Below are 13,993 nucleotides of genomic sequence, written 5' to 3'. Positions count from 1 at the left end.
GAAGAATGAGGAACTACCGATTAATTTCGGCGGCGATGTTAGGAATATTCTATATTTAAAAAGTATTTCTGAACGCGGGCATCAGATTCGTCTGGAATACTTTGGATTGTTTTGTTTTCGTTCAAGGCTGTCAATCGCGGATTTAGCTGCCCACGACTGAGCCCCGTTGTCTGTACCAGTTCTTTGCGCGTGAGCCCGTGCTCGGCGGCACGTAACGCTGCTAAGATTCTCTCGTCCTTCTCGGCTGCGGACAGGTATGCGCTGCGTTTGGCATGGTCGGCCAAGGAAGTTTCTGCAGTCTGAGCGGTATTGGCGGCTACGGTTTCGGTTGGGGTGTGGTCATCATCGGATGGGGCCCGGTAGGTGGTGCCTCGGCCGGAACCGGTGGCATCGGCAAGCCCGTATTGCACCAGCTGCTGGAGTTCGGCACGGGCATTAACGGAGTCCATGGGGAAGGCGCTTCGATAGATGCTATTGGTGATTTCTTCGCCGTGACGCATAGCGATGAGCGCGTGCTTTTGAGCCACGGAGAGGGCATCGGTGCCGGGGAGTTGCCCAAGCCAACGGAGGTCGGTATCGCTGAGGAGCGACGAAGACGTGAGGATAGCGGTGAACTTCGTAATCTGATCATCGAAGTGCGGGGCGGGAAGGAAAGCGTCCGCAAGGGCGGCCCGAGCTGCAGGAATGCCAGTAGCTTGAGCCTCGATAACGCGGTATCCATTGCTCGTCGTGAGGGAGGCGCACATGGAATAGAGGATCGCGTTACGGGCGCGAGGGGAGGTGTAACCGAGTTGATTTTTGGTGATGCCCCACAATCCGCCAGGACTTTCCACAATGAGCTTGGTGGGCTGCTTGATGAGCTGCGTATACATGCCGTAACTAGCAGCAGAAAGATCGCGGTGAACCAGGGCATTGGCGATGATCTCGCGAATGGCGACCGGAGGGAGCTCAGGTACATCGATCCCGTTGCCATCGCGGAAGGTCACTCCGACGCGTAGCTGCGCAGAGACCCATTCCATTGCCGAGTCAAGGAGGTCCGGTACGGGTCCCGTGAATTCGCGACGATCGGCGAGCCGTTGAGCGGTGTCGAGCTGAGGATTGATGGCGCGAGCTTTGACTACGAGGTTGGGTAGAAACTGCTGCGGCTGCTCGCCGAAGGCGTAGAGTGCAGCAGTCGTGACGAAACCAGTGTCTGGGTCAATAACGTTGGTGCGGATGTGGAGCGTGTGCTCATCGAGGTCGCGTAGTCGGCGAGAGTCGCGCTTCTTCGCGCTGAGGTATTGCTGGAGCAGGTCGTCTACCAAATCATGTTGAACCGTGGCTCCTTCGACTGGTGTGCGATCCGCATGTGGTTGCTGCCGCTCACCGACCAAAAAGAGCTCTTCCTGAGGTGACAAGTAGTAGTCACCGTCGCCGGAACGAATGTAGGCCTTGCCAAACTTACCAACTCGGAAGGGACGATGCTCTGAGGGCTGGGGAGGAACAATGGCAGCAACGACGGGTTTCCCCTCCACGATGGTCGCCTCGACTGCGCCGAGTTGCAGGGGCGGCGTGATTCGCTCGCGGGCCTTTGAAGCAAGGGCGGACTGCGCAGCCTTCGGATCCCAGACTCCGGTGACATCAAATGCGCCGTCATTTTCAGCGACCCCGAGGATGAGCGTGCCGCCATCCGGCATATTGGCGAAGGCACAGAGAGTCTCGTCAATTGATTCAGGCATCTGGTGAGAGGCTTCTTTGGCCTCGACATTCCACGTATTGTTTTGCGTATCGCGGAGGAGCGCAATGAGTTCTGGGATGTCGATGATGCTCATGGGGAGCAGTGTACCCGAGTTCGATCGGAAATCGTACTGAAATATGATTGAAATGTGACTGAAATCTTGTGCTAGAAAATTCAGTACGAATTCAGTACCTTTGTAAATCGAGTTAGATGGTGAAATTGCTTTCGTTGCGCTGGAAAAACACCATGATGGTTGTAACTAAGCAGTATGAGATGCGGGACTAGTAGAGAGGAACTCCAGCGTCATGGCGACGATGAGTGGTGGAACACCCCAATCCAGCAACTTTGGCTTCGTCGGCGTGGTGTGGCCGAACCTGCTTAACGACTGCCGATTGGTGGAACGAAGTGCACTCACTAATCCGTGCGGTTCCCTGTTCCAAGCGCGCTTCGTGCTTGAATCGGTGGTGGGGCACGTGGCTACGGTCCTCGGTATTCCCAACACGGACCGCGTCATCGATGCCATGGTCCATCCGGATTTTGCGAGTCAGTTCCCAGATGATCTGCTGAAAAGATGCATGTCATCCGCAAAGCAGGTAACGCCTCTGCGCATGACTCCAAGCCCGTTCCACCGGAACAAGCGGAACGTATTGTCCGACATCTCTTCGATGTGCTTGTGCGGGTAGCAAAAAGGTTTAGTACGAAGCCCCTGCCGCCCGTCGCTCCTTTTGACGTTGCAATTTTGCGCGCAGCACCCAAGCAGGCGGCACAGTCGCGGCAGCAACTGCTCGCGTTACAGCGAGAACTGGATCGCCTGGCGGCAGAGTCGGATGGCTTCCGGTTGCAGCTCTCTGAAGCAGAAGCTGCTCAGCTGGCGTTAGAAAGAGAGTTAGCCGAGCAGGCGCGTGAGAAGGCCGCTGCGCAAGAGACTGCAGATGATGCGTTACGAGAAGCACGTGAGGCGCGAGAGCGTGTCAAGCACTTGGAAGCTGAGCTGCGCGAACGCTATCTAGAGCAGCAAGAAGCTGTTCGGGCATCTGAGGAAGCTAGCGCGGTTGACCTCCCGCCGCTCGCGCGTAGCGAAGCGGATACCCGTCGTGACATCATCGATCCGATGCTCGCAGATGCTGGTTTCAGTGTGGCGGGCGGGAACCTTACTGTCGAGTACCCGATTGAAGATCTTTACATTGACTACGTTGCGTGGGGCACAGATGGTCAACCCCTGGCTATTATCGAGGCGAAGAAGACGGAACGCAGCATCAACGATGGGCGCGTTCAAGCTGAGGACTATGCCGAGGCGTTGGGTCGCAAATTCGGTCGAGTCCCGCTGGTTTTCTATACGAATGGGCATGACGTGCGTTTCTGGGACCGGGACGCGGAACTGCCCGGTGGTTACTGTTACGAAGCGCGGCAGGTAGAGGAATACCCCACAGCGGCCGCCATGGAGGAGCTCATTCGGCGGCGCGGTAAGCGTCAGCCTCTGGAGACAACGGAGATATCCGACATTGCGGCGCGGCCGTACCAACAGCAAATGCTGCGAGCCGTGAGCGAGCGCTTCGCGGCGGGGCATCGCAGGGCTCTGCTTGTTATGGCCACGGGTACCGGAAAAACGCGTGTATCCATCTCGTTGGTGAAGATGCTTATGGAGGCCGGTTGGGTGCGCAATGTGCTCTTCCTGGCTGACCGCTAGGCGTTGGTACGCCAGGCGCATTCGGCTTTTGTGGAGCATTTGCCGGGCTCCAATCCTGTGAATCTGCTTGCCAACAAAGAGGCGACGGGTCAGGTGTACGTGAGCACCTACAACACCATGATTGACATGGTTGGGCCCACCGAGCGTTTCGGTTCTTTTGACTTCGATCTCATCGTGGTAGACGAGGCACACCGATCGATTTATCAGCGCTACCGGCGTCTCTTCGAATACTTCGATGCCGCGGTTGTGGGCCTTACCGCCACGCCACGTTCAAACGTGGATCACAATACGTACCGCTTTTTCGGGTGTGAGCCAGGTGCGCCGACCGGGTACTACGGCTTGGATAAAGCCATCGAAGATGGCTACCTTGTGGCGCCGAAGTTATTCCGGGGTGACAGCTTGTTCATGCGGCAAGGCGTGAAGTATTCGGAGCTCAGCTCGGAAGAACAGCTTGAATGGGATATGAAGGATTGGGGCTCAGACGAGTCAGGAGATCCTCTGGAGGCGCCAGGTGAGATCACGTCGGCGGAGATGAACCGGGTGCTCTATAACCTCGACACCATCCGACAGGTTCTCGCTCAGGTCATTGAGCGTGGAATCAAGGTTGGCGGAGCTGATCGCCTGGGTAAGACGATTATCTTTGCGCGTACGCAGCGTCACGCGGAGCTTATCGCCGAAGTCTTCAGGACGCTTTTGCCTCCAGCGGCAGGAACGCGCTGTGAAGTCATTACGCATGGAGTCAAGGACGCCGAGGGACTCATCGATCGGTTTAAAGACCCTGCGAGTGGGCTCGATGTCGCGGTGAGCGTGGACATGCTCGATACCGGTATCGATGTACCTGAAGTGCTCAACTTGGTCTTTTTCAAACCCGTCCATTCGCCGGTGAAATTCTGGCAGATGGTGGGGCGCGGCACACGACTATGTCCTGACCTCTTTGGTCCTGGCGCAGATAAGCAGGAGTTCTTCATCTTCGACTATTGCGACAACATCGATCAGTTCGAAGGAACAGAAGATTTCAGCTCAGCTACAGGCTCAAAGCAAACCTCAGTAGTTGAGCGGGGCTTCGCGAAGCGTATTTTGCAGCTTCAGTATCTCGAGGGAGAAGATCGGGCCGCAGTAGTGGAGAGCCTTCTTGCGGACCTCCGTTCGGTTCCGGAAGACAGCGTGCTCGTGCCTCCTGCCTCCAAACCATACTTAGCGAGGTATAAAGTCTCTGGTGCCTGGAATGGCATCCGAGGTGACGCAGCCAGCCTTGCCATTGATCACCTCGCGCATTTGCCCATGGCGCGTGCCGGTGAGGAAGAACAGGCGCGACGCTTCGACTTGTTGTTGTGGACTCTCGAACTTGGCTTGTTCGAACCAGACCCACGTCAAGTACCGAATTTTAAGAAACTGGCGGTGCTCGTTGAGGCCTTGCTCGATAAAACCACTATCCCTGCTGTCGCGCAGCAGGCCCCGCTGCTGGAGGAAATGTCTGCTCCGGATTGGTCAACGAACGCTACCTACGAGGAGCTCGAGCTTGCGCGTCGGGCCTTGCGTGGACTTATCAAGACGATTGACCGTGGTAAGCGAAAAGCAGTCATCACCGACTTCGAGGACGAGCTTGGCGGTCTCACGGCAGTAGAAGTGACCGCGACAGGCGGTACGGAAATCGAGGCTTCTGTCGTGGAGGAACGCCTACGCCAAGCCCTCGAGGCGGAAGCTGCGACCAACCTGTCCTTGCGTAAATTGCGGTCGGGCAAGCCTATTAATACGTACGATGTTGATGAGCTTGAGCGTCTGGTGGCAGAGTGCCACGTTGAAGGCGCTGAACAGCTACGTGAATCTCATGTCGAGGAATCGATCGGACGCTTCTTGCGCGGAATCGTGGGGATGGATGAGCCGACCGTGCGCGCTGAATTTGATGCCATTCTTGCAGATACCACGCTGAATTCTGTGCAGATTCAATTCGTGGATCTGCTGGTGGGTTACATTGCGCGCAATGGTGTTCTTGAGACAGCAGAGCTAACGCGGCCACCGTTTGATGAATATGGCAACGTGGTTGACATTTTCTCGGACAATACGGTGCGCGCCATCGGGCAGGGAATCCGCCAGCTGACGCTGAGCGCGGATGCAGCTTCGTAAGCGACAACAGTCGATGCGCGTCGGCGATACTGTCTTACTGCGTTAGCCACAACGCGGTTCGGGAGTGTCAATCTCGTATGGGATACTCGCAGTATGGCAGCAAAGTCATCGATGTCGTATCCCAAAAGGCTGCATCTGGCCAGCCTGGCCTTGGCAGACGGCGCCTCTCGTGAGGAACTAGGACTTGGCGCTACGTGGCGGATTGTCGACGAAGCGCGCGTTCTGGGGACAGGGGAGGAGGGCTTCATTCGTGCGAGTGCCGCGCTGCTGGAGTTTCGTGCACATCGTCATGCCGGCGTCCACGTGCGGCGCGACGGCGCAGAACCAGACGTGGTGTGGCTGCGCGTGGGCCCGACGCTCTCGCCGTGCCGCATTCTGCATGTGGAGCGCGCCCCGCGACGGACTGTCCTCGTCTATGGGACGCTGCCCGGGCACGTTGAATGTGGCGAAGAGGCGTTCCTCATCGAGCATCGCGCCGATGGCAGCGTCGTAGGCAGGTGCGTCGCGTTTTCCCGCCCCGATCGCTGGTTCGCGCGGCTGGCTCCGCACCTCGCGGCCGCCGCGCAGAACCTCGTTACCCGGCGCTATCTAGCGGGGATGGGGCGCTAGCTCACACGCGAATCCACTCGCGGTCGATGGCGTCGAGCTCCCACGCTTCGGCCTCCGTGCGCACGACGTTGCGCGCCAAGGGGATTTGGTGCGAGGCAGACTCGAGGATGTGCATGAAGTAGCCCGCGGTGTTCGGAATAGCGAGGGTATCTCCCACGGCGATGCCGTCTGGAAAATCCAGGGCACGCCGCAGGATGACTTCGTCTTCGATGCAGTAGGCGCCCACCAGGAACCCGGTGCGGGGCGCGCGCTCGACCTCTCCGGCTGTGGGGACGAGGAAGGGATCGAGGAGGAGGTCATCGGCGGCCGTGCGGCATTGCGTGCGGTTCATCGCGAGGCCGATGAGGGGTAGCCCGTCCGAGCGCTCTTTGAGGAAGGACACCTCTGCGAGAATCATTCCGCACCCATCGAGCAGGCTGCGTCCCGGCTCGAGGTGAAGCGCGATGGAGTGTTCGCGCAGCGCGGTCGCAGCGGTGCCGTAGCCGGAAACCTTGCCCTTGAGCAACTGGGTGAACCACTCGCCGCGCGTGGGCGTTTGCCAGAACGGATACGTGTTGGTGAGCGGATCATTTTTCCACGTAAAGGGTTCGCCCGTTCCCGCGCGCTGGCGTTCGATGCGGTCGCGGTACTGCTCCCATTGTGTCTCGTGGAGGAGATAGCTCATGGGAACGCCTCCGCCGATGTCGATGAAGCTCGCGGGATGACCGGCCGCGCGCAGCGCCTCCACGAGCGTGATGGCCTCGGCGAGAGCGAGACGGCGGTCGGATTCGGCGTACCCGTGGAGATGAACATGGACGCCGACTGCCTCGACGGTGTCAGGCCAGTCGATGCTGCGCCAGACGTCGAGCCGTTCGCCGAAGCGCGTTGGCGGCAATACGGTGGGATCCGGTGCCAAGCGGGGAGCGATGCGCGCTGGGGTACCGAGGGCGGCGATACGTGCCAGCTCGTCGCGGCTATCGCAGGAGATCACCACGCCGGCTTTCACCGCCGTGCGCAACAGCCGCTCATCCTTGATGGCCGCGCTGAGAATGACATCTTTCGGTGGGACGCCAACGGCGAGGACCTGGCGCAGTTCGTTGAGGCTCGCCACATCGACGCCGTGGCCAGCAGCCCGCGCCGCGCCGACGAAGGCGAGCGCTTTGTTGGCCTTGCGCGCAAAGAAAACACGGGTGTCGACGCCGAGTGCTGTCCCCGCGTCGACGAGTTCGGCAGCATTCCGCGCCAAAGGCCGGGGATCAAGAACGTTGACGGGCGAGCCGTGCTTTTCGATAAGTGCCCGAACGGCGTGCGGATCTGCGATAAGTTCCTGCATCCACGGCTCGAGACGGGGCGCGAGCGGCACCGTTCCGTGGACGGCGAGCGGACGCGGCGGCTCCGTGGGCTGACCTGGCTTCTGCGACGACGAGGCTGTCATGGGTGTCCTACTTTCTCCGCCCACTGCGGGATATCTGAATGCACGGTGCGATTGAGCGAGTCATGCCCCGGAAGCTCACGCTCGTTCATGCGCCCGATGGTGACGACTCCAGGCACGTCTTGGAACGGCGCGGGTTGGCCCTGCGGCGCAATCGTGGCGTCGATGAGTACGTCTATGTGCGGGCCATGCCCCTCGAGCCACGCGTCGATGACATCAGGGCGGCCCAGGTAGGTGGTGTCGACAATCCTAGAGTCGATGAGGGAAAGCACCGCGTCAGCCGTCACCGGCGGCGGTCCGAACGCCACACGCTCAAGCGTCCGCGCGAGTTCGACGAAGCCAGGAATCGGACCGGCCTGCGCATGCGTGTCGACGAATTCTTGGAACAATCCCCGAAACGCGGCGCCGACGGCAGCAGCCGGAGTCAGTGCGTGCTCGCCACGCGCCACGGCCAGGGAAGTCCGAAACTCGGCCACGGCATCACCCGTGAAATCCTCGCCAACGAGCACCTCGGCGAGTGATTCTTCTGAGAAATCTCGCAGTGACTGAGCCGCGTTGACGAGAACTTCCCGCACCGCATCCGCGTCCCGTGCCGCGCGGGCCTGCGCATGGAGGGCCGGAGAAAACGTCGGTGCAGGACGCGCAGGATCCGGCTTGACCTCCATGAAGCGGCCGCTGCGGCTTACCGGATAAATCGTCTCCGCAGTGTCTCCGTAGCGTAGGCAGACATCGATGAAGGTGAGGGCCGCACCGCGGACGCCGATCAGGCGCGGCTGCGACGGAACGGTGGCGCCCCAATACAGCCCCGTGACGGGAACCCGGCTGCGCTGGTGCGTGAGCGCACCGGGATGGTCATGCGCATGGCCGGTGCACTGAAGAACATGATCGAAAGTCTCGCCGTCGACCGCGAATCCGGCGTCCGTGCGGTGTACTGAGGCCACGCGGCGAGCGATATGGTGCACGGAGCTGTCCGGAGGAAAGCGTCGCACAGCGTCGTTCCAACAATCGATGAGGTACTCGCCAACCACGGCGCGCGGCGGGAACGGGTCGAGGTCCAGGTCACCGTGGCGAGCGCGCCAGGCGTCCAACGTGTCACGCTGAGTGGTGACGATGGAGGAGGTGACGTTGAGCCGCCAACATCGGGGTTGATCAGGGCGATAGACGGCCCCGGCTCCCGCTGGATAGGGATCAAAGACAGTGATGTCGACGGGCACCGAGGTGTGCTCACTGAGTTCCTCTACGGCCCAGAGGCCACGCGGTCCGCCGCCAATGATGGCGATCTTGAGCGGCGGAGTCATTCGGATCCCCAGTCGTCTACTCCGCGCGCGAGGTCGGCCGCAGAGATGTCGAAGCGTTCGGTGACCCAGGCATCGTTGTAGATGGTGTCGAGGTAAGGCTGGCCGCCGTCATGGAGCACCATCGCCACCGTGGAACCAGAGGGCAGCTCTGCTGCACGCTCGAGCAAAGCGGCCACGACGGCTCCGCTCGAGGCGCCGGCGAGGACGCCCTCACAGCGTGCCAAACGACGTGCGCCGATGATCGCCTCGAGGTCAGGAACACGCGCGATAAGAGAAGGCTCAAAACTTTGGGAAAGTTCCGTGACCACACCAGCGCCGTAGCCGGGAAGGAGGCGGGTACCGCGCGCGCCGCCGTAGAGAACTGATCCTTCCGCGTCGACGCCGATGGTTTCTGTGTCCGCGCCGAGCTCGGTGAGTTTGCGCACGCAGCCGCCGAGCGTGCCGGTCGTGCTCATCGCGACCAGGAGATGGCTGGGCGGCGCACCGAGCTGCTCGATGATCTCGGCCATGGTGCCCTCGGAATGCGCGTGGAATGCAGCCTGATTGGCGTACTGATTGAGATTAAAAGCATCTGGAATCTCCTGCAGGAGCTCCTGCACGCGCGACCGGCGTGCGGTGAGCCAATCACCGTTGTCAGGATCAGGGTGCTCGAGCATGTCCACGCGAGCTCCGTAGGCTTCCATTGTGGCCACCGTGGAGCGATTGACGCGTGGATCGACGACACAGACGAAGTGCATGCCAGCCAGATGCGCCTGGCGTGCCAGGGCCATTCCGAGATTGCCGGAGGAGGACTCGATGAGCGTGGATCCTGCGCGAATTTCGCCGGCGTCGAGAGCTGCTTCGATAAGGGCCTGAGCGGTGCGGTCTTTGGCAGAGCCGCCGAGGTTGAATTGCTCGAGTTTCGCGAAGACGCGGATATCGTCGCGGGGATTGATGCGGTCGAGCCGCATGAGGGGAGTGCTGCCGATGGGCGGTTGCGCTGACGAGTAGACGCGAGAAAAGGTCATATTTCAACGGTACTGGTCATCGTCTCCGCGTGCAGAGATTGTCAGCCTGTTCCTGCGCGAAGAAGAATAAATTGCGACGGTGCCGCCGTCGACGCGACGCCGTGCCCTATGTCGCAACTCGTGTCGAAATACTAACCCAGGGGCAGGATATTGTCGATGCAGTACCAGATTCCCTGCGGATTGGAGATAGGCATTGCGCTGAGTGCGAAAGCTTGGCTGGCAGCGGAGCCCGTGTACGTCGCTGCGATGGGATACTGACCGGGCCTGGGCGGTAGTCCTGTCTAACGGATTTCCTGGTAAGCGTCCAAGGCGGCCTGCCGCGACTCCTTGAGGTCCACGATGGGCGGCGGGCTAAGCGGCGGTGCCCACTGGCGCACGTAGGTGCCGTCGGGGTCGAACTTGCTGGCCTGCAACTGCGGGTTGAAGATGCGGAAGAAGGGCGAGGCGTCGTCACCGCAGCCGGCAACCCATTGCCAGTTGAAGGGGTTGGAGGCGGGATCGGCGTCGACTAGCGTGTCCCAAAACCACTCCTCGCCGTGACGCCAGTGGATGCCGAGGTTCTTCGTCAGGAACGAGCCAACGACCATGCGCACGCGGTTGTGCATGTAGCCGGTCTGCCAGAGCTCGCGCATGCCGGCGTCGACAAGCGGGATGCCCGTTTCGCCCGTGCGCCAGGCTTGTAGCTCCGGCAGGGGATGCGGGCGCGAGTCTTTTCCGGAGGTGTCGATTCCGCCGCCGTCCCAGTACCAATCGAAGTTGCGGAACTTCTCCCGCACAGGCTCTGTTGCGAGGTCGGGGACGTGGTAGAGGCGGTGCCAGGCGAAGTCGCGCCAGAGCAGCTCAGAGTGAAAGCTCGAGGCGTCTGTCGGCAGGGCACTTGCAAATTGCCAGACTTCCCGCGCGGAAACCTCGCCCCAACGCAGGTGGGGTGAAAGTCGAGAGGTTGCGGGGCGAGCGGGGAAGTCGCGGCCTTTGTCGTAGTCAGAGAGATCAAGCGATGCGAGTCTGTCGCGGGCGGCTTTTTCGCCGGGCGTCCAGTATTCCGCCAAAGACGCGGCTCAGCCGGGCGAGGGGAGCTCCTCCCAGGCGATAGCACCGGGGCCGTGGAGGTCTGGGACCCCGAGTGCCGGCTGCATGGTGTCTTGCAGAACGGCACGGGCAGCGCGTGCAAAAGCGCTGTAGACCTTAAAGGGTTTAACGGCGTGTGGCTCTACCAGGCAATGGGCAGCAAACGAGTGGGCCTCAAGGCCTTGAGCGAGGAGGGTGTCTTTGGCGGTGGCGTCGATTGTCGGTAGATGATAGCGCCGGTTCCAGCACACCGCCGAGACCTTGTGGGTGGCGGCGAAGGCAGGAAGGACCGAGCGCGCGTCGCCGTATAGCCTGTACAACGGCACGTTATAGGAAGCAAGGTTAGCTGCTAGACGGGAAAGAGAACGCTCCCTCCACCATGCAGTCGCGCTGCCCAGTGGGCGGCTGCCCGGGTATGCGGGCTCATCTAAGACGCAGGTGATCACCTCGCCGCGGGAAGCCGCCCACGTGAGCGCGGGGTTGTCGTGCAGGCGTAGATCATCGCGAATCCAATACAGAGTGGTCATGGTGGCAAGCTTAAGTGAAGGCTGCGATTTGGTTTTTGAGCAGCGCGGAAGTAAAGTACCCAACGAAGTTTGAACAGACGAGAAGTCTGACCAAGTTTCACCGAAGACCGTCGGTCATCCGGAAACGGATCGAAGGTTCCCAACTCAATGGGGCGGCCCACGCAGGAGACACTTTGCGATTAATCGCGGCATTTTCTTATGCCGCGCGCCCTGTGCTCTTGCACGGGGCATTTTTTATTGAAGATGTCTCGACGGAAATTTACAGAGATGTTTCGAAAGGAGGCGAAGTAGAACATGGCAAACCCGAAGAACACCGCAGATCTCGCGGAGCTCAAGGAGAAGCTCGCTGGCGCTGAGTCCATCGTGCTGACCGAGTACCGCGGCCTGACCGTTTCCCAGCTCCAGGAGCTGCGTAACAACCTCGGCTTTGACGTTGAGTACTCCGTCGCCAAGAACACCCTCTTCAAGATCGCCGCTAACGAGGCTGGCATCGAAGGTCTTGACGACAAGCTGACTGGCCCGACCGCTATTGCGTTCATCAAGGGCGAGGCAGTGGATGCCGCTAAGGTCATCAAGAAGTTCGCTGATGACAACAAGGCATTCGTCGTTAAGGGCGGCTACATGGATGGCAACGCTCTGTCCGCAGAGCAGGTTGCTGCCATTGCCGAGCTGGACAACCGCGAGACCACTCTCGCGAAGCTGGCTGGCGCTATGAAGGGTTCTATGGCAAAGGCTGCGGCCGTATTCAACGCTCCTGCAACCAAGATGGTCCGCACCGCTGCGGCCCTGCAGGACAAGAAGGCTGCCGAAGCTTAAAGTCGCCGCATAAGGCGCACAAATTAAAACACCACAATCTGGGTCAGAAACTGGCCCAAAAGAAAGGATGGCCATCATGGCTAAGCTCACCAAGGACGAGCTCATTGAAGCTTTCAAGGAAATGACCCTCATCGAGCTCTCTGAGTTCGTTAAGGAATTCGAAGAGGTCTTCGACGTTGAGGCTGCTGCTCCGGTTGCAGTTGCAGCTGCAGGCGCACCGGCTGCTGGTGGCGCTGCTGAGGAAGAGAAGACCGAGTTCGACGTCGTTCTGACCGACGCTGGCGCAAAGAAGATCGGCGTCATCAAGGCTGTTCGCGAGATCGTTTCCGGCCTGGGCCTGAAGGAAGCTAAGGAGCTCGTTGAGGGCGCACCTAAGGCTATCCTCGAGGGCGCTTCCAAGGACGACGCTGAGGCTGCAAAGGCTAAGCTCGAAGAGGCTGGCGCTTCCGTCGAGCTCAAGTAATTTAGCTTGCTACGACCCCGTTTCCCTTTTGGGAGGCGGGGTTGTTCCCGTTTTAGGAGGCTTTGCACTTTACCCATCCAGACCCGCGCGCGAATTCCAAAGCAGGCGACCACGGCCTGTAGAATAAGCCACCATGCTGCCCAAATCCCGTATCTTTTCCGTCCTGTTGCTCGGCCTCGGCGTTGCGTTGATCGCCGCCGGACTCGCGGCACCGAGGTTCCTCGACTTCGAACCGCGCCTGCCGCTGGACCTCGAGAAGACCACGTGGACGCTCACCGATGACTCTGCCAAGTCGCAAGTGGTCACCGGAGAGGGGACCAGCGCCTACGAAGGGCCCATGACCTATCAGCTCAACATGGAAATGCAGGACCCTTCAGACGATGAGAAGGTCACTGTCCGCATCGGCGAGTCCGCCATGCGCGGGGACAGCGGCGAGCTCGCAGACTTGAGCATGGCCCGGGTGTGGAGCTACCCCATGGATCGCTTAAGCGGGCAGGCGCTTGACGACGCCACCCTTACGCACACCCTCGGCAGCCCCACGGCGAAGGTCACGGTGGACGGCAACTGGATGAAGTTCCCAGCCTCGACTGAGCAGACGACCTACCCAGTCTTCGACCCGTGCTTGCGCAAGGCGGCCGACGCCGTCTTTGAAGAGGAGATGGACATCGACGGCCGTACTGTATATCGCTTTCACCAAGAAGTAGAGCCAACTAATCTCGCAACTCTGTACCCAGGGCAGACCACGACCATTTTCCGCAACGAGGACGACTCCACTGAGCAGGGCTACCTGTTTCACAAGGCGACACGCGACTTCTACGTGGATCAAGCGACCGGCTTGGTGGTAGGAATGGACGTGGCCATCGATGACTATTGGGGCGACCGCACTGGTGCGGGCCGCGAGACCCAGTTCATGTTCGAGGGCAAGACTTCCGAAGAGGATCGCTCAGCATTCCTAGCGGAGGCCGCAAAGTTCCCGAAGCCGGCAGTCGGTAATGCTGTCCGCTGGGGCAGCTTGGGCCTTGGAGCGCTCTTGGCACTGATCGGTCTGATTGGATCGCTGGGTGCTTTCTCGCGTCGCCGCGGGTAACGACACGCAAAATTCAGCCTTTACATGGTGAGAGTTTTCATATAAGCTATATCGTTGCGCTGGAATCTGGATCTTCAGTGCACATTTAGCCTTTCAAGTAGGTGATGGCAAAACCGACTTGACAAGGTGATTTTGTGCTTTCTGAACCCAGAAATTCCACAGCAGACCGAATGCTAAAA

Annotated in this window: 12 protein-coding genes and 1 pseudogene; 7 read left to right on the top strand and 6 right to left on the bottom strand. The window is 60.0% G+C overall.

Annotation, left to right across the window (positions count from 1 at the left end; translation table 11 throughout):
* Positions 1-38 precede the first annotated feature (38 nt).
* A complete protein-coding gene (locus tag I6I72_RS05020; protein ID WP_049064213.1) occupies positions 39-1,811 on the bottom strand; it encodes an RNA-binding domain-containing protein in 1,773 nt (590 codons plus the stop codon).
* A gap of 211 nt (positions 1,812-2,022) precedes the next feature.
* Here I6I72_RS05020 and I6I72_RS05015 point away from each other — a divergent pair, with 211 nt between their 5' ends.
* The 4 genes and pseudogenes from I6I72_RS05015 (at position 2,023) to I6I72_RS05000 (ending at position 6,137) form a co-directional block, all read left to right on the top strand.
* A complete protein-coding gene (locus tag I6I72_RS05015; RefSeq protein ID WP_049064212.1) occupies positions 2,023-2,400 on the top strand; it encodes a hypothetical protein in 378 nt (125 codons plus the stop codon).
* Positions 2,289-3,716, top strand: a pseudogene (locus tag I6I72_RS13895) (DEAD/DEAH box helicase family protein); the annotation flags it as partial. The gene I6I72_RS05015 and the pseudogene I6I72_RS13895, both read left to right, overlap by 112 nt.
* 93 nt (positions 3,717-3,809) lie before the next feature.
* Positions 3,810-5,528: a type I restriction-modification enzyme R subunit C-terminal domain-containing protein gene (locus I6I72_RS05005; RefSeq protein WP_322090681.1), complete on the top strand. Its 1,719-nt coding sequence runs from the start codon at positions 3,810-3,812 to the stop codon at positions 5,526-5,528.
* Positions 5,529-5,621: 93 nt separating this feature from the next.
* On the top strand, positions 5,622-6,137 hold the full coding sequence (locus I6I72_RS05000) for a DUF1990 domain-containing protein (protein ID WP_236592672.1): 516 nt from the start codon (positions 5,622-5,624) through the stop codon (positions 6,135-6,137).
* A gap of 1 nt (position 6,138) precedes the next feature.
* Here the strand turns inward: I6I72_RS05000 and I6I72_RS04995 are convergent, their stop codons facing one another.
* The 5 genes from I6I72_RS04995 to I6I72_RS13885 form a co-directional block, all read right to left on the bottom strand.
* Positions 6,139-7,551: a type III PLP-dependent enzyme domain-containing protein gene (locus I6I72_RS04995; RefSeq protein WP_049145277.1), complete on the bottom strand. Its 1,413-nt coding sequence runs from the start codon at positions 7,549-7,551 to the stop codon at positions 6,139-6,141.
* Positions 7,548-8,846, bottom strand: coding sequence for an FAD/NAD(P)-binding protein (locus I6I72_RS04990; protein ID WP_049064204.1), 1,299 nt, complete (start codon positions 8,844-8,846; stop codon positions 7,548-7,550). Before I6I72_RS04990 ends, I6I72_RS04995 begins: the two co-directional genes overlap by 4 nt.
* Positions 8,843-9,796 carry a pyridoxal-phosphate dependent enzyme gene (locus tag I6I72_RS04985; RefSeq protein WP_053084994.1) on the bottom strand — a complete coding sequence of 318 codons (954 nt, stop codon included), beginning with the start codon at positions 9,794-9,796 and terminating at the stop codon, positions 8,843-8,845. Before I6I72_RS04985 ends, I6I72_RS04990 begins: the two co-directional genes overlap by 4 nt.
* Positions 9,797-10,134: 338 nt before the next feature.
* Positions 10,135-10,902 carry a cryptochrome/photolyase family protein gene (locus I6I72_RS13890; protein WP_272706996.1) on the bottom strand — a complete coding sequence of 256 codons (768 nt, stop codon included), beginning with the start codon at positions 10,900-10,902 and terminating at the stop codon, positions 10,135-10,137.
* A 9-nt stretch (positions 10,903-10,911) separates the two neighbouring features.
* Positions 10,912-11,448: a deoxyribodipyrimidine photo-lyase gene (locus I6I72_RS13885; protein ID WP_322090680.1), complete on the bottom strand. Its 537-nt coding sequence runs from the start codon at positions 11,446-11,448 to the stop codon at positions 10,912-10,914.
* A gap of 294 nt (positions 11,449-11,742) precedes the next feature.
* On the opposite strand from I6I72_RS13885, the gene rplJ reads away from it, so the two are divergent.
* The 3 genes from rplJ to I6I72_RS04965 all read left to right on the top strand — a co-directional run bounded on the left by rplJ (position 11,743) and on the right by I6I72_RS04965 (position 13,814).
* On the top strand, positions 11,743-12,264 hold the full coding sequence (rplJ, locus tag I6I72_RS04975; protein WP_049151616.1) for a 50S ribosomal protein L10: 522 nt from the start codon (positions 11,743-11,745) through the stop codon (positions 12,262-12,264).
* 76 nt (positions 12,265-12,340) lie between these two features.
* Positions 12,341-12,727, top strand: a complete 387-nt coding sequence (rplL, locus tag I6I72_RS04970; protein WP_034656606.1) for a 50S ribosomal protein L7/L12 — start codon at positions 12,341-12,343, stop codon at positions 12,725-12,727.
* Between the two features lie 133 nt (positions 12,728-12,860).
* Positions 12,861-13,814, top strand: coding sequence for a DUF3068 domain-containing protein (locus I6I72_RS04965; protein ID WP_049151615.1), 954 nt, complete (start codon positions 12,861-12,863; stop codon positions 13,812-13,814).
* The last annotated feature ends 179 nt before the right edge of the window (positions 13,815-13,993 follow it).

The sequence above is a fragment of the Corynebacterium striatum genome (genome assembly GCF_016728105.1).
GTDB classification, from domain to species: domain Bacteria; phylum Actinomycetota; class Actinomycetes; order Mycobacteriales; family Mycobacteriaceae; genus Corynebacterium; species Corynebacterium striatum.
This window is presented reverse-complemented; position numbering and strand designations above follow the sequence as displayed.